Raw genomic sequence first — 23,816 nt, 5'->3', positions numbered from 1 at the left:
ATTTAAACAAAAATAGTCAGAAAACAGGTGAATTCAGGTGGTGTCCTTATGTTGATTTCCACCGCAACGCTTTATAGTACGTCTCTTACTTTTTGTTTAACCCTGGGGCGAGATGCCCCGGCCCCTGGAGAAATGGATGAAATCACTGTTTAAAGTCACGCTGCTGGCGACCACGATGGCCGTCGCCCTTCACGCACCGATCTCTTTCGCTGCCGATGCTGCTGCAAAGAAAGAACCGGCTGCAGCAGCTGACAGCAAAGCGGCATTTAAAAATGACGACCAGAAATCCGCCTATGCACTGGGCGCTTCGCTGGGCCGCTACATGGAAAACTCGCTGAAAGAGCAGGAAAAACTGGGCATCAAACTGGATAAAGCTCAGCTGATCGCCGGTGTTCAGGACGCGTTTGCCGATAAGAGCAAACTGAGCGACCAGGAGATTGAGCAAACTCTGCAAGCGTTTGAAACGCGTGTGAAAACTGCCGCGCAGGATCGCATGGAAAAAGACGCTGCTGATAACGAAGCGAAAGGCAAAGCCTTCCGTGACACCTTCGCTAAAGAGAAAGGTGTGAAAACCTCCGATACCGGTCTGCTGTACAAAGTAGAGAAAGAAGGTACTGGCGATGCACCGAAAGACAGCGACACGGTTGTTGTGAACTACAAAGGTACGCTGATCGACGGTAAAGAGTTCGATAACTCTTATACCCGTGGTGAGCCGCTCTCTTTCCGTCTTGACGGTGTTATCCCTGGCTGGACCGAAGGCCTGAAAAACATCAAGAAAGGCGGCAAGATCAAACTGGTTATCCCGCCGGCACTGGCTTACGGGAAAACTGGCGTTCCGGGTATTCCGGCTAACTCCACGCTGGTATTCGATGTAGAGCTGTTGGATATCAAGGCCGCGCCGAAAGCCGATGCTGCAGCACCGAAAGCTGACGCCCCGGCGGCAGATGCTGCTCCGGCAGCCGGTGATAAAGCTGCTGATGCGAAAGCCGCAGACACCAGTAAGAAATAAAATTTGCAATAGCGCCGCCTTCGGGCGGCGTTTTTTTTTGCAGCAGGGATATAATTCTGGAAAGCTTAACCTACGATGTATTAATTTATATCCCCATATAAATACTGAGCCTGCCCTGAAAACATAACGACAGGCTCCTGAAAAGGAGTGTTTTTTTTCATGTCCAGGTCGCTATTAACCAACGAAACCAGTGAACTTGATTTGCTGGATCAACGTCCTTTCGATCAGACCGACTTCGATATCCTCAAATCCTATGAAGCGGTGGTGGACGGGTTAGCGATGCTCATTGGCAGCCACTGTGAAATCGTTTTGCACTCCCTGCAAGATTTGAAATGTTCCGCAATCCGTATTGCCAATGGCGAACACACAGGGCGTAAAATTGGCTCGCCCATCACCGATCTCGCTCTGCGCATGCTGCACGATATGACCGGTGCCGACAGTAGCGTATCGAAGTGCTACTTCACGCGCGCGAAAAGCGGTGTGCTGATGAAGTCCGTCACTATCGCTATTCGTAACCGCGATCACCGCGTGATTGGTCTGCTGTGCATCAACATGAATCTTGATGTGCCGTTCTCGCAAATCATGAGCACCTTTGTGCCGCCGGAAACGCCAGATGTTGGCTCTTCGGTGAACTTTGCTTCCTCGGTGGAAGATCTGGTCATGCAAACGCTGGAGTTCACCATTGAAGAGGTTAACGCCGATCGTAACGTTTCTAACAACGCCAAGAATCGCCAGATCGTACTGAACCTCTACGAGAAAGGCATTTTCGATATCAAAGACGCTATCAACCAGGTCGCCGATCGCCTCAATATTTCAAAACACACCGTGTATCTCTATATCCGCCAGTTCAAAAGCGGCGATTTTTCCGTACAGGATCGTTAATGCGTTTTGCCCTGATGGTCACCGGCCCGGCCTACGGTACGCAACAGGCCAGCAGCGCGTACCAGTTTGCGCAGGCGCTACTGGATGCCGGACATACGTTGGCAAGCGTCTTTTTTTATCGCGAAGGGGTGAGCAATGCGAACGCGCTCACGGCACCCGCCAGTGATGAATTTGACTTGGTTCGCGCCTGGCAACGCCTGCATGAGGAACACCAGGTCGAGTTACATATCTGCGTTGCTGCCGCGCTGCGCCGCGGTGTTGTTGATGCTGCCGAAGCACAGCGGCTGGCGCTGCCTGGTGCAAATCTGCAAGCCGGATTTTCACTGACCGGTCTTGGCGCGCTGGCGGAAGCTGCACTTTCTTGCGATCGGGTGGTGCAATTCTGATGAAACGTATCGCCTTTGTATTTACTTCTGCGCCGCATGGCTCCTCTTCGGGTCGCGAAGGGCTGGATGCGTTGCTGGCGACTTCTGCGTTCACCGACGATATCGGCGTGTTTTTTATTGGTGATGGTGTATTCCAGTTGCTGGCCAATCAGCAGCCGGATGCGGTATTAGCGCGCGATTACATCTCGACGTTTAAAGTTCTGCCGCTTTATGACATCGATCAGTGTTGGCTGTGTGCGGCTTCGCTGCGTGAGCGTGGGTTAGGCGAGGAGACAACATTCGTGTTGCCGGCTCAGCGTCTGGAGCCGGACGCGCTACGCGAAAAGCTGGATAATTACACCGTCGTTCTGACCTTTTGAGGCATTTATGCTGCATACCTTGTCCCGCTCTCCCTGGCAGTGTGATATGGCGTCGATGCTCCGTTTGCTGCGCCCCGGCGACGATCTGCTGCTGCTTTCAGATGGCGTAACGGCGGCCCTGCAAAACGGGCGTTATGTTGAGTTATTGCTAAACGCCCCCATAACAGTGCACGCGCTGAATGACGACATCGATGCCCGTGGTTTGGGTGGTCAAATTTCAAGCAGCGTCGTCAGGGTTGGCTATACTGATTTCGTTAGCCTGACGGTGAAAAACGCTGTTCAGATGCATTGGTAATGTGTGATCGCTGTATATTTCTTGACACCTTTTAAGCACAGCCATAAAATTCTGCGTCCTCATATTATATGAGGTCGTTTTATTACGTGTTTACGAAGCAAAAGCTAAAACCAGGAGCTATTTAATGGCAACAGTTAACCAGCTGGTACGCAAACCACGCGCTCGCAAAGTTGCAAAAAGCAACGTGCCTGCGTTGGAAGCATGCCCGCAAAAACGTGGTGTATGTACTCGCGTATATACTACCACCCCGAAAAAACCGAACTCCGCACTGCGTAAAGTATGTCGTGTTCGTTTGACCAACGGTTTTGAAGTGACTTCCTACATCGGTGGTGAAGGTCACAACCTGCAGGAGCACTCCGTGATCCTGATCCGTGGCGGTCGTGTAAAAGACCTCCCGGGTGTTCGTTACCATACTGTACGTGGCGCGCTCGACTGCTCCGGTGTTAAAGACCGTAAGCAATCTCGCTCCAAATACGGCGTGAAACGTCCTAAGGCTTAATGGTTCTCCGTTAAGTAAGGCCAAACTGTTTTAACTTTAATGTCAAACTAAACTCTTAGAGTTTTGGACAATCCTGAATTAACAACGGAGTATTTCCATGCCACGTCGTCGTGTTATTGGTCAGCGTAAAATTCTGCCGGATCCGAAGTTCGGATCAGAACTGCTGGCTAAATTTGTCAATATCCTGATGGTAGATGGTAAAAAATCTACTGCAGAAGCAATTGTATACAGCGCGCTTGAGACCCTGGCTCAGCGTTCTGGTAAAAATGAACTGGAAGCTTTCGAAGTAGCTCTCGAAAACGTGCGCCCGACTGTCGAAGTTAAGTCTCGCCGCGTTGGTGGTTCTACTTATCAGGTTCCGGTTGAAGTTCGTCCGGTTCGTCGCAATGCTCTGGCAATGCGTTGGATCGTTGAAGCTGCTCGTAAACGCGGTGATAAATCCATGGCTCTGCGCCTGGCGAACGAACTTTCCGATGCTGCAGACAACAAAGGTACTGCAGTTAAGAAACGTGAAGACGTTCACCGTATGGCCGAAGCCAACAAGGCGTTCGCTCACTACCGTTGGTAATCCCTTCGGAGTTTTAGTCACATGGCGGGCGCTTCAAGTAAGTAGCCCGCCGTTTGGCAACTTAAATCTGAACGCCTAAAGAGACAAACGAGGAATCAAATGGCTCGTACAACACCCATCGCACGCTACCGTAACATTGGTATCAGTGCGCACATCGACGCCGGTAAAACCACGACTACCGAACGTATTCTGTTCTACACCGGTGTAAACCACAAAATCGGTGAAGTTCATGACGGCGCCGCAACCATGGACTGGATGGAGCAGGAGCAGGAGCGTGGTATCACCATTACCTCCGCAGCGACTACTGCATTTTGGTCTGGTATGGCGAAGCAGTATGAACCGCATCGCGTAAACATCATCGACACCCCGGGGCACGTTGACTTCACCATCGAAGTAGAACGTTCCATGCGTGTTCTTGACGGTGCGGTAATGGTTTACTGCGCCGTTGGTGGTGTTCAGCCGCAGTCTGAAACCGTATGGCGTCAGGCAAACAAATATAAAGTTCCGCGCATCGCGTTCGTTAACAAAATGGACCGTATGGGCGCTAACTTCCTGAAAGTTGTTGGTCAGATCAAAACCCGTCTGGGCGCGAACCCGGTTCCGCTGCAGCTGGCAATTGGTGCTGAAGAAGGTTTCACCGGTGTTGTTGACCTGGTGAAAATGAAAGCCATCAACTGGAACGATGCAGACCAGGGCGTTACCTTCGAATACGAAGATATCCCGGCTGAGATGCAGGACCTGGCTGACGAATGGCACCAGAACCTGATCGAATCCGCTGCTGAAGCTTCTGAAGAGCTGATGGAGAAATACCTGGGTGGTGAAGAACTGACTGAAGAAGAGATCAAAAAAGCTCTGCGTCAGCGTGTTCTGAACAACGAAATCATCCTGGTAACTTGTGGTTCTGCGTTTAAGAACAAAGGTGTTCAGGCGATGCTGGATGCGGTAGTTGACTACCTGCCGTCCCCGACTGACGTACCTGCGATCAACGGTATCCTGGACGATGGTAAAGATACTCCGGCTGAGCGTCACGCAAGTGATGAAGAGCCGTTCTCTGCGCTGGCGTTCAAAATCGCTACCGACCCGTTTGTTGGTAACCTGACCTTCTTCCGTGTGTACTCCGGTGTGGTTAACTCTGGCGATACCATCCTGAACTCCGTGAAAGCTGCGCGTGAGCGTTTCGGTCGTATCGTTCAGATGCACGCTAACAAACGTGAAGAGATCAAAGAAGTTCGCGCTGGCGACATCGCTGCTGCTATCGGTCTGAAAGACGTGACTACTGGTGACACCCTGTGTGACCCGGATCACCCGATCATTCTGGAACGTATGGAATTCCCGGAACCGGTAATCTCCATCGCGGTAGAACCGAAAACCAAAGCTGACCAGGAAAAAATGGGTCTGGCTCTGGGCCGTCTGGCGAAAGAAGACCCGTCATTCCGCGTATGGACTGATGAAGAATCTAACCAGACTATTATCGCCGGTATGGGTGAGCTGCACCTCGACATCATCGTTGACCGTATGAAACGTGAATTCAACGTTGAAGCGAACGTTGGTAAACCTCAGGTTGCTTACCGTGAAGCGATTCGTGCGAAAGTTACCGATATCGAAGGTAAACACGCTAAGCAGTCTGGTGGTCGCGGCCAATACGGTCATGTTGTTATCGACATGTACCCGCTGGAGCCGGGCTCTAACCCGAAAGGTTACGAGTTCATCAACGACATCAAAGGTGGTGTAATTCCTGGCGAATACATCCCGGCCGTTGATAAAGGTATCCAGGAACAGCTGAAATCTGGTCCGCTGGCGGGTTACCCGGTAGTTGATCTCGGTGTGCGTCTGCACTTCGGTTCTTACCACGACGTTGACTCCTCTGAACTGGCGTTTAAACTGGCTGCGTCTATTGCCTTTAAAGATGGCTTTAAGAAAGCGAAACCAGTTCTGCTTGAGCCGATCATGAAGGTTGAAGTAGAGACTCCGGAAGAGAACACCGGTGACGTAATCGGTGACCTTAGCCGTCGTCGCGGTATGCTGCGCGGTCAGGAATCTGAAGTTACTGGCGTTAAGATCCACGCTGAAGTTCCGCTGTCTGAAATGTTCGGATATGCAACTCAGCTGCGTTCTCTGACCAAAGGTCGTGCATCTTATACTATGGAATTCCTGAAGTATGATGATGCGCCGAACAACGTTGCTCAGGCCGTAATTGAAGCCCGTGGTAAATAAGCCGCAGGGTTAAAACCAAAGTCCCGTGCTCTCTCCAAAGAGGGAGAGCACTATAGTAAGGAATAAAGCCGTGTCTAAAGAAAAATTTGAACGTACAAAACCGCACGTTAACGTCGGTACTATCGGCCACGTTGACCATGGTAAAACTACTCTGACCGCTGCAATCACTACCGTTCTGGCAAAAACCTACGGTGGTTCTGCTCGCGCATTCGACCAGATCGATAACGCGCCGGAAGAAAAAGCTCGTGGTATCACCATCAACACATCTCACGTTGAATATGACACCCCGACTCGCCACTACGCACACGTAGACTGCCCGGGCCACGCCGACTATGTTAAAAACATGATCACCGGTGCTGCGCAGATGGACGGCGCGATCCTGGTTGTTGCTGCGACTGACGGCCCGATGCCGCAGACCCGTGAGCACATCCTGCTGGGTCGTCAGGTAGGCGTTCCGTACATCATCGTGTTCCTGAACAAATGTGACATGGTTGATGACGAAGAGCTGCTGGAACTGGTTGAGATGGAAGTTCGTGAACTGCTGTCTCAGTATGATTTCCCGGGCGACGACACGCCGATCGTTCGTGGTTCTGCTCTGAAAGCGCTGGAAGGCGAAGCAGAGTGGGAAGCGAAAATCATCGAACTGGCTGGCTTCCTGGATTCCTACATTCCGGAACCAGAGCGTGCGATTGACAAGCCGTTCCTGCTGCCGATCGAAGACGTATTCTCCATCTCCGGTCGTGGTACCGTTGTTACCGGTCGTGTAGAGCGCGGTATCATCAAAGTGGGTGAAGAAGTTGAAATCGTTGGTATCAAAGACACCGCGAAATCCACCTGTACCGGCGTTGAAATGTTCCGCAAACTGCTGGACGAAGGTCGTGCTGGTGAGAACGTAGGTGTTCTGCTGCGTGGTATCAAACGTGAAGAAATCGAACGTGGTCAGGTACTGGCTAAGCCGGGTTCCATCAAGCCGCACACCAAATTCGAATCTGAAGTTTATATCCTGTCCAAAGATGAAGGCGGCCGTCACACTCCGTTCTTCAAAGGCTACCGTCCGCAGTTCTACTTCCGTACAACTGACGTGACTGGCACCATCGAACTGCCGGAAGGCGTTGAAATGGTAATGCCGGGCGACAACATCAAAATGGTTGTTACCCTGATTCACCCGATTGCGATGGACGATGGTCTGCGTTTCGCAATCCGTGAAGGCGGCCGTACCGTTGGCGCGGGCGTTGTAGCAAAAGTTCTGGGCTAATTAATTAGCTTTGAATTGAAAAAGGGCGCCTCGGCGCCCTTTTTGCTGCCCGTGATTTAGTGTCGAAAGATTTATTCGAAATGAAGCTCTGCATCGTGCGAGCAGCTTTACAGTTACGCTATTGTAATCGCAACCATTCTCATTTACACTTTGCGCAGAAATTGAACGGGAGTGATCATGTACGTTTGTTTGTGTAATGGTGTGAGTGATAAAAAAATTCGCCAGGCAGTGCGCCAGTTTCATCCTCAATCATTTCAGCAGCTCCGCAAATTTGTTCCGGTTGGAAATCAGTGTGGTAAATGTGTTCGCGCAGCCAGAGAGATCATGCAAGACGAACTTACCCAGATGCCGGAATATAAAGAGATTGCCTGAGTCCTTATCTTTTTTTTGACATCCTTGTAGCCCCATCTACGCTTCAATGAGTGGAAGCGGAGGGACTACATAATGAAAGGTGATGTTAAAATCATAAATTATCTCAATAAATTATTGGGAAATGAGCTTGTCGCAATAAACCAATACTTTCTCCATGCGAGAATGTTTAAAAACTGGGGGCTGACACGCCTCAACGATGTTGAATACCATGAATCTATTGATGAAATGAAACACGCCGATCTCTACATCGAGCGTATTTTATTTCTTGAGGGTATCCCTAATTTGCAGGATTTGGGGAAACTCGGCATTGGCGAAGACGTTGAAGAGATGTTGCAATCCGATCTCAGACTGGAACTGGAAGGCGCGAAGGATCTGCGCGAAGCCATCGCTTATGCGGACAGCGTTCATGACTACGTTAGCCGCGATATGATGATCAATATTCTCGCCGAAGAAGAGCATCATATTGACTGGCTGGAAACAGAACTGGATCTGATAAGCAAAATTGGCATTCAGAACTATCTCCAGTCGCAAATCAAAGTGGAAGAGTAGTTGGTATCACAAAATGGTATCCCGTCAGTAAACCCGCTGCCGCCAGAAATGGCCCGAAAGGCAGTGGGTTTTTTAATGCCTGCAAACTTTGCGATCTGAGCGCGTTGATACTCACCACACAGCAGGCCAGTAAGGCGGCGATAAAAACCAGACCGGGTAAATTCTGCCAACCATGCCAGGCCCCGAGAGCCGAAAGATATTTTACATCACCATAGCCAAGCCCTTCTTTGCCGCGCAACTCTTTGTAGCCCCAATAAATAACAGCGAACCCTATGTAACCTGCCGCCGCGCCGATAACGGCTTGCTTCAATGATTCAGCATTTGCGAAGCAGTGCCAAATTAGTCCCGCCCAAAGAAGAGGGCAGGTGAAACGATCTGGCAGTAACCCGTTACGGATGTCGTGCCAGACAAGTATCATATTGAGTAACAGATAAACAGCGAGAAAAAACATGGCGTCCTGCCATATATGTCAGTAACGGGTGACATGCAGAGTGCGAAATTGCTGTGTGAAAGCCAATTCACTATTACTGAGGTTGCGTAGATGCTCGTGAGAAATGACGTTGGCTTTTTTGCTGTTACGTAAATCCTGCGCGCAGGCGCGCAGCACTGCTTAATTTCTAAACTGCGCTTGCGTCTGGCTCAAATTTACGTATAATGCGCGGGCTTGTCGTAAATGACGGCGGGTTCAATCTGAACCACAACGGTGTTGTTTAGCCGTTACAATGCTCCCAATCGGGGGGCTACGTAAGAACGATTACACTCCCCCATCAATCGTAATGGGTGTGAGGAGTAATTATTTTCGTCTATAAATAATTGGAGCTCTGGTCTCATGCAGAACCAAAGAATCCGTATCCGTCTTAAAGCGTTTGATCATCGTCTGATCGATCAATCAACCGCGGAAATCGTCGAGACTGCTAAGCGCACTGGTGCGCAAGTCCGTGGTCCGATCCCGCTGCCGACCCGCAAAGAGCGCTTCACCGTTCTGATCTCCCCGCACGTTAACAAAGACGCGCGCGATCAGTACGAAATTCGCACTCACAAGCGTCTGGTTGACATCGTTGAGCCAACCGAGAAAACCGTTGATGCTCTGATGCGTCTGGACCTGGCTGCCGGTGTAGACGTGCAGATCAGCCTGGGTTAATCAGGTCATCGAGCGATTGAGAGGTTGAAACAATGATTGGTTTAGTCGGTAAAAAAGTGGGCATGACCCGCATCTTCACTGAAGATGGCGTATCTATCCCAGTAACCGTAATCGAAGTTGAAGCAAACCGCGTTACTCAGGTTAAAGACCTGGCTAACGATGGCTACCGCGCAATCCAGGTTACCACCGGTGCTAAAAAAGCTAACCGTGTAACCAAACCGGAAGCGGGTCACTTCGCTAAAGCTGGCGTTGAAGCTGGCCGTGGTCTGTGGGAATTCCGTCTTGCTGACGGCGAAGAATTCACCGTAGGTCAGGACATTAGCGTTGAGCTGTTTGCTGAAGTTAAAAAAGTTGACGTAACTGGCACCTCTAAAGGTAAAGGTTTCGCAGGTACCGTTAAGCGCTGGAACTTCCGTACCCAGGACGCTACCCACGGTAACTCCCTGTCTCACCGCGTTCCGGGTTCTATCGGTCAGAACCAGACTCCGGGCAAAGTGTTCAAGGGCAAGAAAATGGCAGGTCAGCTGGGTAATGAGCGCGTAACCGTTCAGAGCCTGGACGTAGTACGTGTTGACGCTGAGCGCAACCTGCTGCTGGTTAAAGGTGCTGTCCCGGGTGCAACCGGTAGCGACCTGATCGTTAAACCAGCTGTGAAGGCGTGAGGAGATAGCAATGGAATTAGTATTGAAAGACGCGCAGAGCGCGCTGACTGTTTCCGAAACTACCTTCGGTCGTGACTTCAACGAAGCGCTGGTACACCAGGTTGTTGTTGCTTACGCAGCTGGTGCTCGTCAGGGTACTCGTGCTCAGAAGACCCGTGCTGAAGTAACTGGTTCCGGTAAAAAACCGTGGCGCCAGAAAGGCACCGGCCGTGCTCGTTCTGGTTCTATCAAGAGCCCGATCTGGCGTTCTGGTGGCGTGACCTTCGCTGCGCGTCCGCAGGACCACAGTCAAAAAGTTAACAAAAAGATGTACCGCGGCGCGCTGAAAAGCATCCTGTCCGAACTGGTACGTCAGGATCGTCTGATCGTTGTCGAGCAGTTCTCTGTTGAAGCGCCGAAAACCAAGCTGCTGGCTCAGAAACTGAAAGACATGGCTCTGGAAGATGTGCTGATCATCACCGGTGAGCTGGACGAGAACCTGTTCCTGGCCGCGCGCAACCTGCACAAGGTTGATGTTCGCGACGCGACTGGTATCGACCCGGTTAGCCTGATCGCCTTCGACAAAGTCGTAATGACTGCTGATGCTGTTAAGCAAGTTGAGGAGATGCTGGCATGATTCGTGAAGAACGTCTGCTGAAGGTGCTGCGCGCACCGCACGTTTCTGAAAAAGCGTCTACTGCGATGGAAAAAACAAACACCATCGTTCTCAAAGTTGCTAAAGACGCGACCAAAGCAGAAATCAAAGCTGCTGTGCAGAAACTGTTTGAAGTCGAAGTCGAAGTCGTTAACACCCTGGTAGTTAAAGGGAAAGTTAAACGTCACGGACAGCGTATCGGTCGTCGTAGCGACTGGAAAAAAGCTTACGTCACCCTGAAAGAAGGCCAGAATCTGGACTTCGTTGGCGGCGCTGAGTAAGTCGGAGGAGTAATACAATGGCAGTTGTTAAATGTAAACCGACATCTCCGGGTCGTCGCCACGTTGTTAAAGTGGTTAACCCTGAGCTGCACAAGGGCAAACCTTTTGCTCCGTTGCTGGAAAAAAACAGCAAATCCGGTGGTCGTAACAACAATGGCCGTATCACCACTCGTCATATCGGTGGTGGCCACAAGCAGGCTTACCGTATTGTTGACTTCAAACGCAACAAAGATGGTATCCCGGCAGTTGTTGAACGTCTTGAGTACGATCCGAACCGTTCCGCGAACATCGCGCTGGTTCTGTACAAAGATGGCGAACGCCGTTACATCCTGGCCCCTAAAGGCCTGAAAGCTGGCGACCAGATTCAGTCTGGCGTTGATGCTGCAATCAAAGCAGGCAACACCCTGCCGATGCGCAATATCCCGGTTGGTTCTACCGTTCATAACGTAGAAATGAAACCAGGTAAAGGCGGTCAGCTGGCGCGTTCCGCTGGTACTTACGTTCAGATCGTTGCTCGCGATGGTGCTTATGTCACCCTGCGTCTGCGTTCTGGTGAAATGCGTAAAGTCGAAGCAGAATGCCGCGCGACTCTGGGCGAAGTTGGCAATGCTGAGCATATGCTGCGCGTTCTGGGTAAAGCAGGTGCTGCACGCTGGCGTGGTGTTCGTCCTACCGTTCGCGGTACTGCGATGAACCCAGTCGACCACCCACATGGTGGTGGTGAAGGTCGTAACTTTGGTAAGCACCCGGTAACTCCGTGGGGCGTTCAGACCAAAGGTAAGAAGACCCGCAGCAACAAGCGTACTGATAAATTCATCGTACGTCGCCGTAGCAAATAATTTTAGAGGATAAGCCATGCCACGTTCTCTCAAGAAAGGTCCTTTTATTGACCTGCACTTGCTGAAGAAGGTAGAGAAAGCGGTGGAAAGCGGAGACAAGAAGCCCCTGCGCACTTGGTCCCGTCGTTCAACGATCTTTCCTAACATGATCGGTTTGACCATCGCTGTCCATAATGGTCGTCAGCACGTTCCGGTATTTGTTTCCGACGAAATGGTCGGTCACAAACTGGGTGAATTCGCACCGACTCGTACTTATCGCGGCCACGCTGCTGATAAAAAAGCGAAGAAGAAATAAGGTAGGAGGAAGAGATGGAAACTTTAGCTCAACATCGCCATGCTCGTTCTTCTGCTCAGAAGGTTCGCCTTGTTGCTGACCTGATTCGCGGTAAGAAAGTGTCGCAGGCCCTGGATATTCTGACCTACACCAATAAGAAAGCGGCTGTACTGGTCAAGAAAGTTCTGGAATCTGCCATTGCTAACGCTGAACACAACGATGGCGCTGACATTGACGATCTGAAAGTTGCGAAAATTTTCGTAGACGAAGGCCCGAGCATGAAGCGCATTATGCCGCGTGCAAAAGGTCGTGCAGATCGCATCCTGAAGCGCACCAGCCACATCACTGTGGTTGTGTCCGATCGCTGAGACTCTGGAGACTAGCAATGGGTCAGAAAGTACATCCTAATGGTATTCGCCTGGGTATTGTAAAACCATGGAACTCAACCTGGTTTGCGAACACCAAAGAATTCGCTGACAACCTGGACAGCGATTTTAAAGTACGTCAGTACCTGACTAAGGAACTGGCTAAAGCGTCTGTATCTCGTATCGTTATCGAGCGTCCGGCTAAGAGCATCCGTGTGACCATTCACACTGCTCGCCCGGGTATCGTTATCGGTAAAAAAGGTGAAGACGTTGAAAAACTGCGCAAGGTCGTAGCGGATATCGCTGGCGTTCCTGCTCAGATCAATATCGCCGAAGTTCGTAAACCTGAACTGGACGCAAAACTGGTTGCTGACAGCATCACTTCTCAGCTGGAACGTCGTGTAATGTTCCGTCGTGCTATGAAGCGTGCTGTACAGAACGCAATGCGTCTGGGCGCTAAAGGTATCAAAGTTGAAGTTAGCGGCCGTCTGGGCGGCGCGGAAATCGCACGTACCGAATGGTACCGTGAAGGTCGCGTTCCGCTGCACACTCTGCGTGCTGACATCGACTACAACACCTCCGAAGCGCACACCACTTACGGTGTAATCGGCGTAAAAGTGTGGATCTTCAAAGGCGAGATCCTTGGTGGTATGGCTGCAGTTGAACAACCGGAAAAACCGGCTGCTCAACCTAAAAAGCAGCAGCGTAAAGGCCGTAAATAAGGAGCGTCGCTGATGTTACAACCAAAGCGTACAAAATTCCGTAAAGTGCACAAAGGCCGCAACCGTGGTCTCGCGCAGGGCACGGATGTGAGCTTCGGCACTTACGGTCTGAAAGCTGTTGGCCGTGGTCGTCTGACCGCTCGTCAGATCGAAGCAGCACGTCGTGCTATGACTCGTGCTGTTAAGCGTCAGGGTAAGATCTGGATCCGTGTATTCCCGGACAAACCAATCACCGAGAAGCCGCTGGAAGTTCGTATGGGTAAAGGTAAAGGTAACGTAGAGTATTGGGTTGCCTTGATTCAGCCGGGTAAAGTCCTGTACGAAATGGACGGTGTTCCGGAAGAGCTGGCCCGTGAAGCCTTCGAGCTGGCAGCAGCAAAACTGCCGATTAAAACCACCTTTGTAACTAAGACGGTGATGTAATGAAAGCAAAAGAGCTGCGTGAAAAGAGCGTTGAAGAGCTGAACACCGAGCTGCTTAACCTGCTGCGCGAGCAGTTCAACCTGCGTATGCAGGCTGCAAGTGGCCAGCTGCAACAGACTCACCTGTTGAAGCAAGTGCGTCGTGATGTCGCACGCGTTAAGACTTTACTGACTGAGAAGGCGGGTGCGTAATGACCGATAAAATCCGTACTCTGCAAGGTCGTGTTGTTAGCGACAAAATGGAGAAATCCATTGTTGTAGCTATCGAGCGTTTCGTGAAACACCCGATCTACGGTAAATTCATCAAACGTACGACTAAACTGCACGTACATGACGAGAACAACGAATGCGGTACCGGCGACGTGGTTGAAATCCGCGAATGCCGTCCGCTGTCCAAGACTAAGTCCTGGACGCTGGTTCGCGTTGTAGAGAAAGCGATTCTGTAATAGAGTACGCGTTCTCAAACGAATAAACGGCTCAGCGATGGGCCGTTTATTTTTTCTACCCATATCAAGGAAGCGGTGTTATAATGCTGCGCCCCCGATATGGGGCTTTTTATCGACCCTGATTTTAGGGTCTTCAGTAGTAGTTGACATTAGCGGAGCACTGAAATGATCCAAGAACAGACTATGCTGAACGTCGCCGACAACTCCGGTGCACGTCGCGTAATGTGTATCAAGGTTCTGGGTGGCTCGCACCGTCGCTACGCAGGCGTAGGCGACATCATCAAGATCACCATCAAAGAAGCAATTCCGCGTGGTAAGGTCAAAAAAGGTGATGTGCTGAAGGCGGTAGTGGTGCGCACCAAGAAGGGTGTTCGTCGCCCTGACGGTTCTGTCGTTCGCTTCGATGGTAATGCTTGTGTTCTTCTGAACAACAACAGCGAGCAGCCTATCGGTACGCGTATTTTTGGGCCGGTTACTCGTGAACTTCGTTCTGAGAAGTTTATGAAAATCATCTCTCTGGCACCAGAAGTACTCTAAGGAGCGAATCATGGCAGCTAAAATCCGTCGTGATGACGAAGTTATCGTGTTAACCGGTAAAGATAAAGGTAAGCGCGGTAAAGTAAAAAATGTTCTGTCTTCCGGCAAGATCATTGTTGAAGGTATCAACCTGGTTAAGAAACATCAGAAGCCGGTTCCGGCCCTGAACCAACCGGGTGGCATCGTTGAAAAAGAAGCTGCAATTCAGGTTTCTAACGTTGCAATCTTCAATGCGGCAACCGGCAAGGCCGACCGTGTAGGCTTTAGATTCGAAGACGGCAAAAAAGTCCGTTTCTTTAAATCTAACAGCGAAACTATCAAGTAATTTGGAGTAGTACGATGGCGAAACTGCATGATTACTACAAAGACGAAGTAGTTAAGAAACTCATGACTGAGTTTAACTACAATTCTGTCATGCAAGTCCCTCGGGTCGAGAAGATCACCCTGAATATGGGTGTTGGTGAAGCGATCGCTGACAAGAAACTGCTGGATAACGCAGCAGCTGACCTGGCAGCAATCTCCGGTCAAAAACCGTTGATCACCAAAGCGCGCAAATCTGTTGCGGGCTTCAAAATCCGTCAGGGCTATCCGATCGGCTGTAAAGTGACTCTGCGTGGCGAACGCATGTGGGAGTTCTTTGAGCGCCTGATCACTATTGCTGTACCGCGTATCCGTGACTTCCGTGGCTTGTCCGCTAAGTCTTTCGACGGTCGTGGTAACTACAGCATGGGTGTCCGTGAGCAGATCATCTTCCCAGAAATCGACTACGATAAAGTCGACCGCGTGCGTGGTTTGGATATTACCATTACCACTACTGCGAAATCTGACGAAGAAGGCCGTGCTCTGCTGGCTGCCTTTGACTTCCCGTTCCGCAAGTAAGGTAGGGTTACTTCATGGCTAAGCAATCTATGAAAGCACGCGAAGTTAAACGCGTAGCTTTAGCTGAAAAATACTTCGCGAAACGCGCTGAACTGAAAGCGATCATTTCTGATGTGAACGCTTCCGACGAAGATCGTTGGAACGCTGTTCTCAAGCTGCAGAGTCTGCCGCGTGATTCCAGCCCGTCTCGTCAGCGTAACCGCTGCCGCCAAACTGGTCGTCCGCACGGTTTCCTGCGGAAGTTCGGGTTGAGCCGTATTAAGGTCCGTGAATCCGCTATGCGCGGTGAAATCCCGGGTCTGAAAAAGGCTAGCTGGTAATTGTCACCAATTGAATCACGGGAGTAAAGACAGATGAGCATGCAAGATCCGATCGCGGATATGCTGACCCGTATCCGTAACGGTCAGGCCGCGAACAAAGCTGCGGTCACCATGCCTTCCTCCAGGCTGAAAGTGGCAATTGCCAACGTGCTGAAGGAAGAAGGTTTTATTGAAGATTTCAAAATTGAAGGCGACACCAAGCCGGAACTGGAAGTGACTCTTAAATACTTCCAGGGTAAAGCTGTGGTAGAAAGCATTCAGCGTATCAGCCGCCCAGGTCTGCGCATCTATAAGAAAAAAGATGAGCTGCCGAAAGTTATGGGTGGTATGGGTATCGCAGTTGTTTCTACCTCTAAAGGTGTTATGACTGATCGTGCAGCGCGCCAGGCTGGTCTTGGTGGCGAAATTATCTGCTACGTAGCCTAATCGGAGGAAAAAATGTCTCGTGTTGCTAAAGCACCGGTCGTTATTCCTGCCGGCGTTGACGTAAAAATCAACGGTCAGGTTATCACGATCAAAGGTAAAAACGGCGAGCTGACTCGTACTCTCAACGATGCTGTTGTAGTTAACCAGGCAGACAATGCTCTGACTTTCGGTCCGCGTGATGGTTACGTGGACGGTTGGGCTCAGGCTGGTACCGCGCGTGCCCTGCTGAACTCAATGGTTATCGGTGTTACCGAAGGCTTCACTAAGAAGCTGCAGCTGGTTGGTGTAGGTTACCGCGCAGCGGTCAAAGGGAATGTAGTAAACCTGGCTCTGGGTTTCTCTCATCCTGTTGATCATCAACTGCCGGCCGGTATCACTGCAGAATGTCCGTCACAGACTGAAATCGTGCTGAAAGGCGCGGATAAGCAGGTGATTGGCCAGGTTGCAGCAGATCTGCGCGCCTACCGTCGTCCTGAGCCTTATAAAGGCAAGGGTGTTCGTTACGCCGACGAAGTCGTGCGTACCAAAGAGGCTAAGAAGAAGTAAGGTAACACTATGGATAAGAAATCTGCTCGTATCCGTCGTGCGACCCGCGCACGCCGCAAGCTCAAAGAGCTTGGTGCGACTCGCCTGGTGGTACATCGTACCCCGCGTCATATCTACGCCCAGGTAATCGCATCGAATGGTTCTGAAGTTCTGGTAGCTGCTTCTACTGTAGAAAAAGCTATCTCTGAACAACTGAAGTACACCGGTAACAAAGACGCGGCTGCAGCTGTGGGTAAAGCTGTAGCTGAACGCGCTCTGGAAAAAGGCATCAAAGATGTTTCCTTTGACCGTTCCGGGTTCCAATATCATGGTCGCGTCCAGGCACTGGCAGATGCTGCCCGTGAAGCTGGCCTTCAGTTCTAAGGTAGAGGTGTAAGATGGCTCACATCGAAAAACAAGCTGGCGAACTGCAGGAAAAGCTGATCGCGGTAAACCGCGTATCTAAAACCGTTAAAGGTGGTCGTATTTTCTCCTTCACAGCTCTGACTGTTGTTGGCGATGGTAATGGTCGCGTTGGTTTTGGTTACGGTAAAGCCCGCGAAGTTCCGGCAGCGATCCAGAAAGCGATGGAAAAAGCCCGTCGCAATATGATTAACGTCGCGCTGAACCACGGCACCCTGCAGCACCCGGTTAAGGGTACTCACACGGGTTCTCGTGTATTCATGCAGCCGGCTTCCGAAGGTACCGGTATTATTGCCGGTGGTGCAATGCGCGCCGTTCTGGAAGTCGCTGGGGTTCATAACGTTCTGGCTAAAGCATATGGTTCCACCAACCCGATTAACGTGGTTCGTGCAACGATTGATGGCCTGGAAAATATGAAATCCCCGGAAATGGTCGCTGCCAAGCGTGGTAAATCCGTTGAAGAAATTCTGGGGTAATTGACCATGGCAAAGACTATTAAAATCACTCAAACCCGCAGTGCAATCGGTCGTCTGCCGAAACACAAGGCAACGCTGCTTGGCCTGGGTCTGCGTCGTATTGGTCATACTGTTGAACGTGAGGATACTCCTGCGGTTCGCGGTATGGTCAACGCGGTTTCCTTCATGGTTAAAGTTGAGGAGTAAGAGATGCGTTTAAATACTCTGTCTCCGGCCGAAGGCTCCAAAAAGGCGGGTAAACGCCTGGGTCGTGGTATCGGTTCTGGCCTCGGTAAAACCGGTGGTCGTGGTCACAAAGGTCAGAAATCTCGTTCTGGCGGTGGCGTACGTCGCGGTTTCGAGGGTGGTCAGATGCCACTGTATCGTCGTCTGCCGAAATTCGGTTTCACTTCTCGCAAAGCAATGATCACGGCAGAGATTCGTCTGTCCGATCTGGCTAAAGTAGAAGGCGACGTAGTTGACCTGAACACGCTTAAAGCGGCTAACATTATCGGCATCCAGATCGAGTTCGCGAAAGTGATCCTGGCTGGTGAAGTAGCTCGTCCGGTAACTGTTCGTGGCCTGCGTGTGACGAAAGGCGCTCGTGCTGCTATCGAAGCTGCTGGCGGTAAAATTGAGGAATAAGTAGCAGATGGCTAAACAACCGGGATTAGATTTTCAAAGTGCCAAGGGTGGAATTGGCGAACTGAAACGCAGACTGCTGTTTGTTATCGGTGCGTTGATTGTTTTCCGTATTGGCTCTTTTATTCCGATCCCTGGTATTGATGCCGCTGTACTTGCCAAACTGCTTGAGCAACAGCGTGGCACCATCATTGAGATGTTTAACATGTTCTCTGGTGGTGCTCTTAGTCGTGCTTCTATCTTTGCGTTGGGTATCATGCCGTATATTTCGGCATCAATTATCATCCAGCTGTTAACGGTCGTTCATCCGGCCTTGGCAGAGTTGAAGAAAGAAGGGGAGTCTGGCCGTCGTAAGATCAGTCAGTACACCCGTTACGGCACTCTGGTGTTGGCGATATTTCAGTCGATCGGTATTGCTACCGGTTTACCGAATATGCCTGGTATGCAAGGTCTGGTTATGAACCCAGGCTTTGCATTCTACTTCACCGCTGTTGTGAGTCTGGTTACAGGAACGATGTTCCTGATGTGGCTCGGTGAACAGATTACTGAACGTGGTATCGGCAACGGTATCTCAATCATTATCTTTGCCGGCATTGTGGCGGGTCTTCCGCCAGCCATTGCCCATACTATCGAGCAAGCGCGTCAAGGCGACCTGCACTTCCTCCTGTTGCTGTTGGTTGCAGTATTAGTATTCGCAGTGACGTTCTTTGTTGTTTTCGTTGAACGTGGTCAACGCCGCATCGTGGTGAACTACGCAAAACGCCAGCAAGGTCGTCGTGTCTATGCTGCTCAGAGCACACATTTACCGCTGAAAGTGAATATGGCGGGGGTAATCCCGGCAATCTTCGCTTCCAGTATTATTCTGTTCCCTGCAACCATCGCGTCATGGTTCGGGGGCGGTACTGGTTGGAACTGGCTGACAACAATTTCGCTGTATTTGCAGCCAGGGCAACCGCTTTATGTGTTACTCTATGCGTCTGCAATCATCTTCTTCTGTTTCTTCTATACGGCGTTGGTTTTCAACCCGCGAGAAACAGCAGATAACCTGAAGAAGTCCGGTGCATTTGTACCAGGAATTCGTCCGGGAGAGCAAACGGCGAAGTATATCGATAAAGTAATGACCCGCCTGACTTTGGTTGGTGCGCTTTATATTACTTTTATCTGCCTGATCCCGGAGTTCATGCGTGATGCGATGAAAGTACCGTTCTACTTCGGTGGTACGTCACTGCTTATCGTTGTTGTCGTGATTATGGACTTTATGGCTCAAGTGCAAACTCTGATGATGTCCAGTCAGTATGAGTCTGCATTGAAGAAGGCGAACCTGAAAGGCTATGGCCGTTAATGGTCGCCCGAGAAGTTACGGAGAGTAAAAATGAAAGTTCGTGCTTCCGTCAAGAAATTATGCCGTAACTGCAAAATCGTTAAGCGTGATGGTGTCATCCGCGTGATTTGCAGTGCCGAGCCGAAGCATAAACAGCGCCAAGGCTGATTATTTCGCATATTTTTCTTGCAAAGTTGGGTTGAGCTGGCTAGATTAGCCAGCCAATCTTTTGTATGTCTGTACGTTTCCATTTGAGTATCCTGAAAACGGGCTTTTCAGCATGGTGCGTGCAAGTAAAATTATAGGAGTGCATAGTGGCCCGTATAGCAGGCATTAACATTCCTGATCAGAAACATGCTGTGATCGCATTAACTTCGATCTATGGCGTCGGTAAAACCCGCTCTCAAGCCATTCTGGCTGCTGCGGGCATCGCTGAAAATGTTAAGATCAGTGAGCTGTCTGAAGAACAAATCGACACGCTGCGTGACGAAGTTGCCAAATTTGTCGTTGAAGGTGATCTGCGCCGTGAAATTAGCATGAGCATCAAGCGCCTGATGGATCTTGGTTGCTATCGCGGTTTGCGTCATCGTCGTGGTCTCCCGGTTCGCGGTCAGCGTACCAAGACCAACGCACGTACCCGTAAGGGTCCGCGCAAACCGATCAAGAAATAATCGGGGTGATTGAATAATGGCAAAGGCACCAATTCGTGCACGTAAACGTGTAAGAAAACAAGTCTCTGACGGCGTGGCTCATATCCATGCTTCTTTCAACAACACCATCGTTACTATTACTGATCGTCAGGGTAACGCGCTGGGTTGGGCAACAGCCGGTGGTTCCGGTTTCCGTGGTTCTCGCAAATCCACTCCGTTTGCAGCTCAGGTTGCAGCAGAGCGTTGCGCTGAAGCCGTAAAAGAATACGGTATCAAGAATCTGGAAGTTATGGTTAAGGGACCGGGTCCGGGCCGCGAATCTACTATTCGTGCTCTGAACGCCGCTGGTTTCCGCATCACTAATATTACTGATGTGACTCCGATCCCTCACAACGGTTGTCGTCCGCCGAAAAAACGTCGCGTATAACGCGGTCGTTTTCTAGGATTGTTGGAGAAAGAAAATGGCAAGATATTTGGGTCCTAAGCTCAAGCTGAGCCGTCGTGAGGGCACAGACCTGTTCCTTAAGTCTGGCGTTCGCGCGATCGATACCAAGTGTAAAATTGAACAAGCTCCTGGCCAGCACGGTGCGCGTAAACCGCGTCTGTCTGACTATGGTGTGCAGTTGCGTGAAAAGCAAAAAGTTCGCCGTATTTACGGTGTGCTGGAGCGTCAGTTCCGTAACTACTACAAAGAAGCAGCACGTCTGAAAGGCAACACCGGTGAAAACCTGTTGGGTCTGCTGGAAGGTCGTCTGGACAACGTTGTATACCGTATGGGCTTTGGCGCCACTCGTGCTGAAGCACGCCAGCTGGTTAGCCACAAAGCAATCATGGTAAACGGTCGTGTTGTTAACATCGCTTCTTATCAGGTTAGTCCGAATGACGTTGTTAGCATTCGTGAGAAAGCGAAAAAGCAGTCTCGCGTGAAAGCCGCTCTGGAGCTGGCTGAGCAGCGTGAAAAGCCAACCTGGCTGGAAGTTGATGCTGGCAAGATGGAAGGCACGTTCAAGCGTAAGCCGGAGCGTTCTGATCTGTCTGCGGACATTAACGAACACCTGATCGTCGAGCTTTACTCCAAGTAAAGCTTAGTACCAAAGAGAGGACACAATGCAGGGTTCTGTGACAGAGTTTCTAAAACCGCGCCTGGTAGATATCGAGCAAGTGAGTTCGACGCACGCCAAGGTGACCCTTGAGCCTTTAGAGCGTGGCTTTGGCCATACTCTGGGTAACGCACTGCGCCGTATTCTGCTCTCATCGATGCCGGGTTGCGCGGTGACTGAGGTTGAGATTGATGGTGTACTTCATGAGTACAGCACCAAAGAAGGCGTTCAGGAAGATATCCTTGAAATCCTGCTCAACCTGAAAGGGCTGGCGGTGAGAGTTCAGGGTAAAGATGATGTTATTCTTACTCTGAATAAATCTGGCATTGGCCCTGTGACCGCAGCCGACATTACCCACGACGGTGATGTCGAAATCGTCAAGCCGCAGCATGTGATCTGCCACCTGACCGATGAGAACGCATCTATCAATATGCGTATCAAAGTTCAGCGCGGTCGTGGTTATGTTCCGGCATCTGCCCGAATTCATTCGGAAGAAGATGAGCGCCCAATCGGCCGTCTGCTCGTTGACGCCTGCTACAGCCCTGTAGAGCGTATTGCCTACAATGTTGAAGCAGCACGTGTTGAACAGCGTACCGACCTGGACAAGCTGGTCATCGAAATGGAAACCAACGGCACAATCGATCCTGAAGAGGCGATTCGTCGTGCGGCAACCATTCTGGCTGAACAACTTGAAGCTTTCGTTGATTTGCGTGATGTACGTCAGCCGGAAGTTAAAGAAGAGAAACCAGAATTCGATCCGATTCTGCTGCGCCCTGTTGACGATCTGGAATTGACTGTCCGCTCTGCTAACTGCCTCAAGGCAGAAGCTATCCACTATATCGGTGATCTGGTACAGCGTACCGAGGTTGAGTTGCTGAAAACGCCGAACCTGGGTAAAAAATCTCTTACTGAGATTAAAGACGTGCTGGCCTCCCGCGGTCTGTCTCTGGGCATGCGCCTTGAAAACTGGCCGCCGGCAAGCATTGCTGACGAGTAACCGGATCACAGGTTAAGGTTTTACTGAGAAGGATAAGGTCATGCGCCATCGTAAGAGTGGTCGTCAACTGAACCGCAACAGCAGCCATCGCCAGGCCATGTTCCGTAACATGGCAGGCTCTCTGGTTCGTCATGAGATCATCAAGACGACCCTGCCGAAAGCGAAAGAGCTGCGTCGCGTAGTTGAGCCGCTGATTACTCTTGCCAAGACGGATAGCGTTGCTAATCGTCGTCTGGCATTCGCCCGCACTCGTGATAACGAGATCGTGGCAAAACTGTTTAACGAACTGGGCCCGCGTTTCGCGAGCCGTGCCGGTGGTTACACTCGTATTCTGAAGTGTGGCTTCCGTGCTGGTGACAACGCGCCGATGGCATACATCGAGCTGGTTGATCGCTCTGAATCGAAAGCAGAAGCTACTGCAGAGTAATCTGTAGTAACGTAAAGAAACCCGCTTCGGCGGGTTTTTTTATATCAGTCGTGTTACCTCTTCCCTACAATATATGTATCTTTTTTGTTCATTCCCTCGTGAGCCGTTATGTGGTTACTAGATCAGTGGGCAGAACGCCATATCCTTGATGCTCAGCAAAAAGGCGAATTTGATAATCTACCCGGTAGCGGTGAGCCGTTGTTGTTGGATGATGATTCTCATGTCCCCGAGGAGCTCCGCGCTGGGTATCGCTTGCTGAAAAATGCGGGCTGCCTGCCACCAGAACTGGAATACCGTAAAGAAGCCGTGATGCTTGTTGATCTGCTCAATAGCGTGCAGCGTGATCATCCAGATTTCCAGCAATTGCATCGCCGTTTGTCGTTACTGGAAATGAAGTTGCGGCAGGCTGGATTAAGCACCGATTTCCTGCGAGGCGATTATGCTGGCAAACTGCAGCAAAAAATGAATGAGGAGTAATCATGTACCGCATTGGTGAAATAGCGAAACTTGCAGAAGTCACGCCAGATACGATCCGTTATTACGAAAAACAGCAAATGATGGATCATGAGGTCAGAACGGAAGGCGGATTTCGTCTTTATACGGATAAGGATCTGCAACGGCTCAAATTTATTCGCCATGCCCGGCAATTAGGATTTACCCTCGATTCCATCCGCGAACTATTGTCGATCCGTATTGATCCGGAACACCATACCTGCCAGGAGTCGAAAAGTATTGTACAGGCTCGCCTGAGCGAGGTTGAAGCTCGCATCGAAGAGTTACAGTCCATGCGTCGCTCGTTGCAAAAACTGAACGATGCATGTTGTGGTACAGCGCATAGCAGCGTTTATTGTTCTATTCTTGAGGCGCTTGAACAAGGAGCGAGTGGTAATCCAAATGCAACGGTCTGTTGATCTTCTGCGTCGAGAGATCTACACTCCTT

General features: G+C 50.6%; 42 protein-coding genes. 41 read left to right on the top strand and 1 reads right to left on the bottom strand.

What is annotated here, in order from left to right:
• Positions 1-136: 136 nt before the first annotated feature.
• The 11 genes from fkpA (at position 137) to bfr (ending at position 8,388) form a co-directional block, all read left to right on the top strand.
• Entirely contained in the window at positions 137-1,009 is an 873-nt protein-coding gene (gene fkpA, locus IP581_RS21250) for an FKBP-type peptidyl-prolyl cis-trans isomerase (RefSeq protein WP_020455502.1), read from the top strand.
• A 159-nt stretch (positions 1,010-1,168) separates the two neighbouring features.
• Entirely contained in the window at positions 1,169-1,891 is a 723-nt protein-coding gene (locus IP581_RS21245; RefSeq protein WP_017459895.1) for a helix-turn-helix transcriptional regulator, read from the top strand.
• The gene (gene tusD / locus IP581_RS21240) at positions 1,891-2,277 is read left to right on the top strand and encodes a sulfurtransferase complex subunit TusD (RefSeq protein ID WP_193821294.1); all 387 of its coding nucleotides are present in this window, start codon (positions 1,891-1,893) and stop codon (positions 2,275-2,277) included. Before IP581_RS21245 ends, tusD begins: the two co-directional genes overlap by 1 nt.
• Positions 2,277-2,636: a sulfurtransferase complex subunit TusC gene (tusC, locus tag IP581_RS21235; protein WP_193821293.1), complete on the top strand. Its 360-nt coding sequence runs from the start codon at positions 2,277-2,279 to the stop codon at positions 2,634-2,636. The genes tusD and tusC overlap by 1 nt, the downstream gene beginning before the upstream one ends.
• 7 nt (positions 2,637-2,643) lie before the next feature.
• A complete protein-coding gene (tusB, locus tag IP581_RS21230; protein ID WP_086872640.1) occupies positions 2,644-2,931 on the top strand; it encodes a sulfurtransferase complex subunit TusB in 288 nt (95 codons plus the stop codon).
• A gap of 124 nt (positions 2,932-3,055) precedes the next feature.
• On the top strand, positions 3,056-3,430 hold the full coding sequence (gene rpsL, locus IP581_RS21225; protein WP_003023654.1) for a 30S ribosomal protein S12: 375 nt from the start codon (positions 3,056-3,058) through the stop codon (positions 3,428-3,430).
• 97 nt (positions 3,431-3,527) lie between these two features.
• Positions 3,528-3,998, top strand: coding sequence for a 30S ribosomal protein S7 (gene rpsG / locus IP581_RS21220; RefSeq protein WP_007369802.1), 471 nt, complete (start codon positions 3,528-3,530; stop codon positions 3,996-3,998).
• A 99-nt stretch (positions 3,999-4,097) separates the two neighbouring features.
• A complete protein-coding gene (gene fusA / locus IP581_RS21215; protein WP_020455498.1) occupies positions 4,098-6,212 on the top strand; it encodes an elongation factor G in 2,115 nt (704 codons plus the stop codon).
• A 70-nt stretch (positions 6,213-6,282) separates the two neighbouring features.
• Positions 6,283-7,467: an elongation factor Tu gene (tuf, locus tag IP581_RS21210; RefSeq protein WP_015742710.1), complete on the top strand. Its 1,185-nt coding sequence runs from the start codon at positions 6,283-6,285 to the stop codon at positions 7,465-7,467.
• Positions 7,468-7,644: 177 nt separating this feature from the next.
• Positions 7,645-7,839, top strand: coding sequence for a bacterioferritin-associated ferredoxin (bfd, locus tag IP581_RS21205; protein ID WP_017460066.1), 195 nt, complete (start codon positions 7,645-7,647; stop codon positions 7,837-7,839).
• A 72-nt stretch (positions 7,840-7,911) separates the two neighbouring features.
• Entirely contained in the window at positions 7,912-8,388 is a 477-nt protein-coding gene (bfr, locus tag IP581_RS21200) for a bacterioferritin (protein WP_086868532.1), read from the top strand.
• Here the strand turns inward: bfr and IP581_RS21195 are convergent.
• Complete coding sequence (locus IP581_RS21195; protein ID WP_193821292.1) at positions 8,372-8,839, bottom strand: prepilin peptidase; 468 nt, start codon at positions 8,837-8,839, stop codon at positions 8,372-8,374. The two genes, bfr and IP581_RS21195, sit on opposite strands and share 17 nt — an antisense overlap.
• Before the next feature lie 378 nt (positions 8,840-9,217).
• Between IP581_RS21195 and rpsJ the strand changes: the two genes are divergently transcribed.
• From rpsJ to zntR, 30 genes are all read left to right on the top strand, one after another.
• Positions 9,218-9,529, top strand: coding sequence for a 30S ribosomal protein S10 (gene rpsJ, locus IP581_RS21190; RefSeq protein WP_001181005.1), 312 nt, complete (start codon positions 9,218-9,220; stop codon positions 9,527-9,529).
• 32 nt (positions 9,530-9,561) lie between these two features.
• Positions 9,562-10,191, top strand: a complete 630-nt coding sequence (rplC, locus tag IP581_RS21185; RefSeq protein WP_017460069.1) for a 50S ribosomal protein L3 — start codon at positions 9,562-9,564, stop codon at positions 10,189-10,191.
• A gap of 10 nt (positions 10,192-10,201) precedes the next feature.
• Positions 10,202-10,807 (top strand): 50S ribosomal protein L4, encoded by a 606-nt coding sequence (gene rplD / locus IP581_RS21180; protein WP_007369811.1) that lies wholly within the window; start codon positions 10,202-10,204, stop codon positions 10,805-10,807.
• On the top strand, positions 10,804-11,106 hold the full coding sequence (gene rplW, locus IP581_RS21175) for a 50S ribosomal protein L23 (protein WP_000617546.1): 303 nt from the start codon (positions 10,804-10,806) through the stop codon (positions 11,104-11,106). The genes rplD and rplW overlap by 4 nt, the downstream gene beginning before the upstream one ends.
• 17 nt (positions 11,107-11,123) lie before the next feature.
• Positions 11,124-11,945 (top strand): 50S ribosomal protein L2, encoded by an 822-nt coding sequence (gene rplB, locus IP581_RS21170; RefSeq protein ID WP_007369812.1) that lies wholly within the window; start codon positions 11,124-11,126, stop codon positions 11,943-11,945.
• 16 nt (positions 11,946-11,961) lie between these two features.
• On the top strand, positions 11,962-12,240 hold the full coding sequence (gene rpsS / locus IP581_RS21165; protein ID WP_001138115.1) for a 30S ribosomal protein S19: 279 nt from the start codon (positions 11,962-11,964) through the stop codon (positions 12,238-12,240).
• Positions 12,241-12,254: 14 nt separating this feature from the next.
• Positions 12,255-12,587, top strand: a complete 333-nt coding sequence (gene rplV, locus IP581_RS21160; RefSeq protein ID WP_002919773.1) for a 50S ribosomal protein L22 — start codon at positions 12,255-12,257, stop codon at positions 12,585-12,587.
• Between the two features lie 17 nt (positions 12,588-12,604).
• Positions 12,605-13,306, top strand: coding sequence for a 30S ribosomal protein S3 (gene rpsC, locus IP581_RS21155; RefSeq protein ID WP_000529945.1), 702 nt, complete (start codon positions 12,605-12,607; stop codon positions 13,304-13,306).
• A gap of 12 nt (positions 13,307-13,318) precedes the next feature.
• Entirely contained in the window at positions 13,319-13,729 is a 411-nt protein-coding gene (gene rplP / locus IP581_RS21150; protein WP_007369814.1) for a 50S ribosomal protein L16, read from the top strand.
• Positions 13,729-13,920, top strand: a complete 192-nt coding sequence (rpmC, locus tag IP581_RS21145; protein ID WP_004388609.1) for a 50S ribosomal protein L29 — start codon at positions 13,729-13,731, stop codon at positions 13,918-13,920. The genes rplP and rpmC overlap by 1 nt, the downstream gene beginning before the upstream one ends.
• Positions 13,920-14,174 carry a 30S ribosomal protein S17 gene (rpsQ, locus tag IP581_RS21140; protein ID WP_017460070.1) on the top strand — a complete coding sequence of 85 codons (255 nt, stop codon included), beginning with the start codon at positions 13,920-13,922 and terminating at the stop codon, positions 14,172-14,174. Before rpmC ends, rpsQ begins: the two co-directional genes overlap by 1 nt.
• Positions 14,175-14,339: 165 nt before the next feature.
• The gene (gene rplN, locus IP581_RS21135) at positions 14,340-14,711 is read left to right on the top strand and encodes a 50S ribosomal protein L14 (protein WP_004388611.1); all 372 of its coding nucleotides are present in this window, start codon (positions 14,340-14,342) and stop codon (positions 14,709-14,711) included.
• Between the two features lie 10 nt (positions 14,712-14,721).
• Positions 14,722-15,036, top strand: coding sequence for a 50S ribosomal protein L24 (rplX, locus tag IP581_RS21130; protein WP_007369816.1), 315 nt, complete (start codon positions 14,722-14,724; stop codon positions 15,034-15,036).
• Positions 15,037-15,050: 14 nt separating this feature from the next.
• Positions 15,051-15,590 (top strand): 50S ribosomal protein L5, encoded by a 540-nt coding sequence (gene rplE / locus IP581_RS21125; protein ID WP_001096200.1) that lies wholly within the window; start codon positions 15,051-15,053, stop codon positions 15,588-15,590.
• 14 nt (positions 15,591-15,604) lie between these two features.
• The gene (gene rpsN / locus IP581_RS21120) at positions 15,605-15,910 is read left to right on the top strand and encodes a 30S ribosomal protein S14 (RefSeq protein ID WP_007369817.1); all 306 of its coding nucleotides are present in this window, start codon (positions 15,605-15,607) and stop codon (positions 15,908-15,910) included.
• A gap of 33 nt (positions 15,911-15,943) precedes the next feature.
• Positions 15,944-16,336 carry a 30S ribosomal protein S8 gene (gene rpsH, locus IP581_RS21115; protein WP_017460071.1) on the top strand — a complete coding sequence of 131 codons (393 nt, stop codon included), beginning with the start codon at positions 15,944-15,946 and terminating at the stop codon, positions 16,334-16,336.
• A 12-nt stretch (positions 16,337-16,348) separates the two neighbouring features.
• Positions 16,349-16,882 (top strand): 50S ribosomal protein L6, encoded by a 534-nt coding sequence (rplF, locus tag IP581_RS21110; RefSeq protein WP_086868537.1) that lies wholly within the window; start codon positions 16,349-16,351, stop codon positions 16,880-16,882.
• Positions 16,883-16,891: 9 nt separating this feature from the next.
• Positions 16,892-17,245: a 50S ribosomal protein L18 gene (gene rplR, locus IP581_RS21105; protein WP_017460073.1), complete on the top strand. Its 354-nt coding sequence runs from the start codon at positions 16,892-16,894 to the stop codon at positions 17,243-17,245.
• Between the two features lie 14 nt (positions 17,246-17,259).
• Positions 17,260-17,760 (top strand): 30S ribosomal protein S5, encoded by a 501-nt coding sequence (rpsE, locus tag IP581_RS21100; RefSeq protein WP_007369821.1) that lies wholly within the window; start codon positions 17,260-17,262, stop codon positions 17,758-17,760.
• Positions 17,761-17,766: 6 nt separating this feature from the next.
• The gene (rpmD, locus tag IP581_RS21095) at positions 17,767-17,946 is read left to right on the top strand and encodes a 50S ribosomal protein L30 (protein WP_001140434.1); all 180 of its coding nucleotides are present in this window, start codon (positions 17,767-17,769) and stop codon (positions 17,944-17,946) included.
• Between the two features lie 3 nt (positions 17,947-17,949).
• On the top strand, positions 17,950-18,384 hold the full coding sequence (gene rplO, locus IP581_RS21090; protein WP_007369822.1) for a 50S ribosomal protein L15: 435 nt from the start codon (positions 17,950-17,952) through the stop codon (positions 18,382-18,384).
• A gap of 7 nt (positions 18,385-18,391) precedes the next feature.
• A complete protein-coding gene (secY, locus tag IP581_RS21085; protein WP_007369823.1) occupies positions 18,392-19,723 on the top strand; it encodes a preprotein translocase subunit SecY in 1,332 nt (443 codons plus the stop codon).
• A gap of 30 nt (positions 19,724-19,753) precedes the next feature.
• Positions 19,754-19,870: a 50S ribosomal protein L36 gene (gene rpmJ / locus IP581_RS21080; RefSeq protein WP_000868187.1), complete on the top strand. Its 117-nt coding sequence runs from the start codon at positions 19,754-19,756 to the stop codon at positions 19,868-19,870.
• Positions 19,871-20,016: 146 nt separating this feature from the next.
• On the top strand, positions 20,017-20,373 hold the full coding sequence (gene rpsM / locus IP581_RS21075; RefSeq protein WP_007369824.1) for a 30S ribosomal protein S13: 357 nt from the start codon (positions 20,017-20,019) through the stop codon (positions 20,371-20,373).
• A 16-nt stretch (positions 20,374-20,389) separates the two neighbouring features.
• Positions 20,390-20,779, top strand: coding sequence for a 30S ribosomal protein S11 (gene rpsK / locus IP581_RS21070; RefSeq protein WP_002919257.1), 390 nt, complete (start codon positions 20,390-20,392; stop codon positions 20,777-20,779).
• Between the two features lie 34 nt (positions 20,780-20,813).
• Positions 20,814-21,434, top strand: a complete 621-nt coding sequence (gene rpsD, locus IP581_RS21065; protein WP_003031138.1) for a 30S ribosomal protein S4 — start codon at positions 20,814-20,816, stop codon at positions 21,432-21,434.
• Between the two features lie 25 nt (positions 21,435-21,459).
• Positions 21,460-22,449: a DNA-directed RNA polymerase subunit alpha gene (locus tag IP581_RS21060; protein WP_007369825.1), complete on the top strand. Its 990-nt coding sequence runs from the start codon at positions 21,460-21,462 to the stop codon at positions 22,447-22,449.
• 40 nt (positions 22,450-22,489) lie between these two features.
• Complete coding sequence (gene rplQ / locus IP581_RS21055; RefSeq protein ID WP_015960703.1) at positions 22,490-22,876, top strand: 50S ribosomal protein L17; 387 nt, start codon at positions 22,490-22,492, stop codon at positions 22,874-22,876.
• Between the two features lie 108 nt (positions 22,877-22,984).
• Positions 22,985-23,353 carry a DnaJ family domain-containing protein gene (locus IP581_RS21050; protein ID WP_193821291.1) on the top strand — a complete coding sequence of 123 codons (369 nt, stop codon included), beginning with the start codon at positions 22,985-22,987 and terminating at the stop codon, positions 23,351-23,353.
• Positions 23,354-23,355: 2 nt separating this feature from the next.
• Positions 23,356-23,787 carry a Zn(2+)-responsive transcriptional regulator gene (zntR, locus tag IP581_RS21045; protein WP_193821290.1) on the top strand — a complete coding sequence of 144 codons (432 nt, stop codon included), beginning with the start codon at positions 23,356-23,358 and terminating at the stop codon, positions 23,785-23,787.
• The last annotated feature ends 29 nt before the right edge of the window (positions 23,788-23,816 follow it).

It is taken from the genome of Kosakonia pseudosacchari, assembly GCF_015167415.1.
GTDB lineage: Bacteria > Pseudomonadota > Gammaproteobacteria > Enterobacterales > Enterobacteriaceae > Kosakonia > Kosakonia pseudosacchari.
This window is presented reverse-complemented; position numbering and strand designations above follow the sequence as displayed.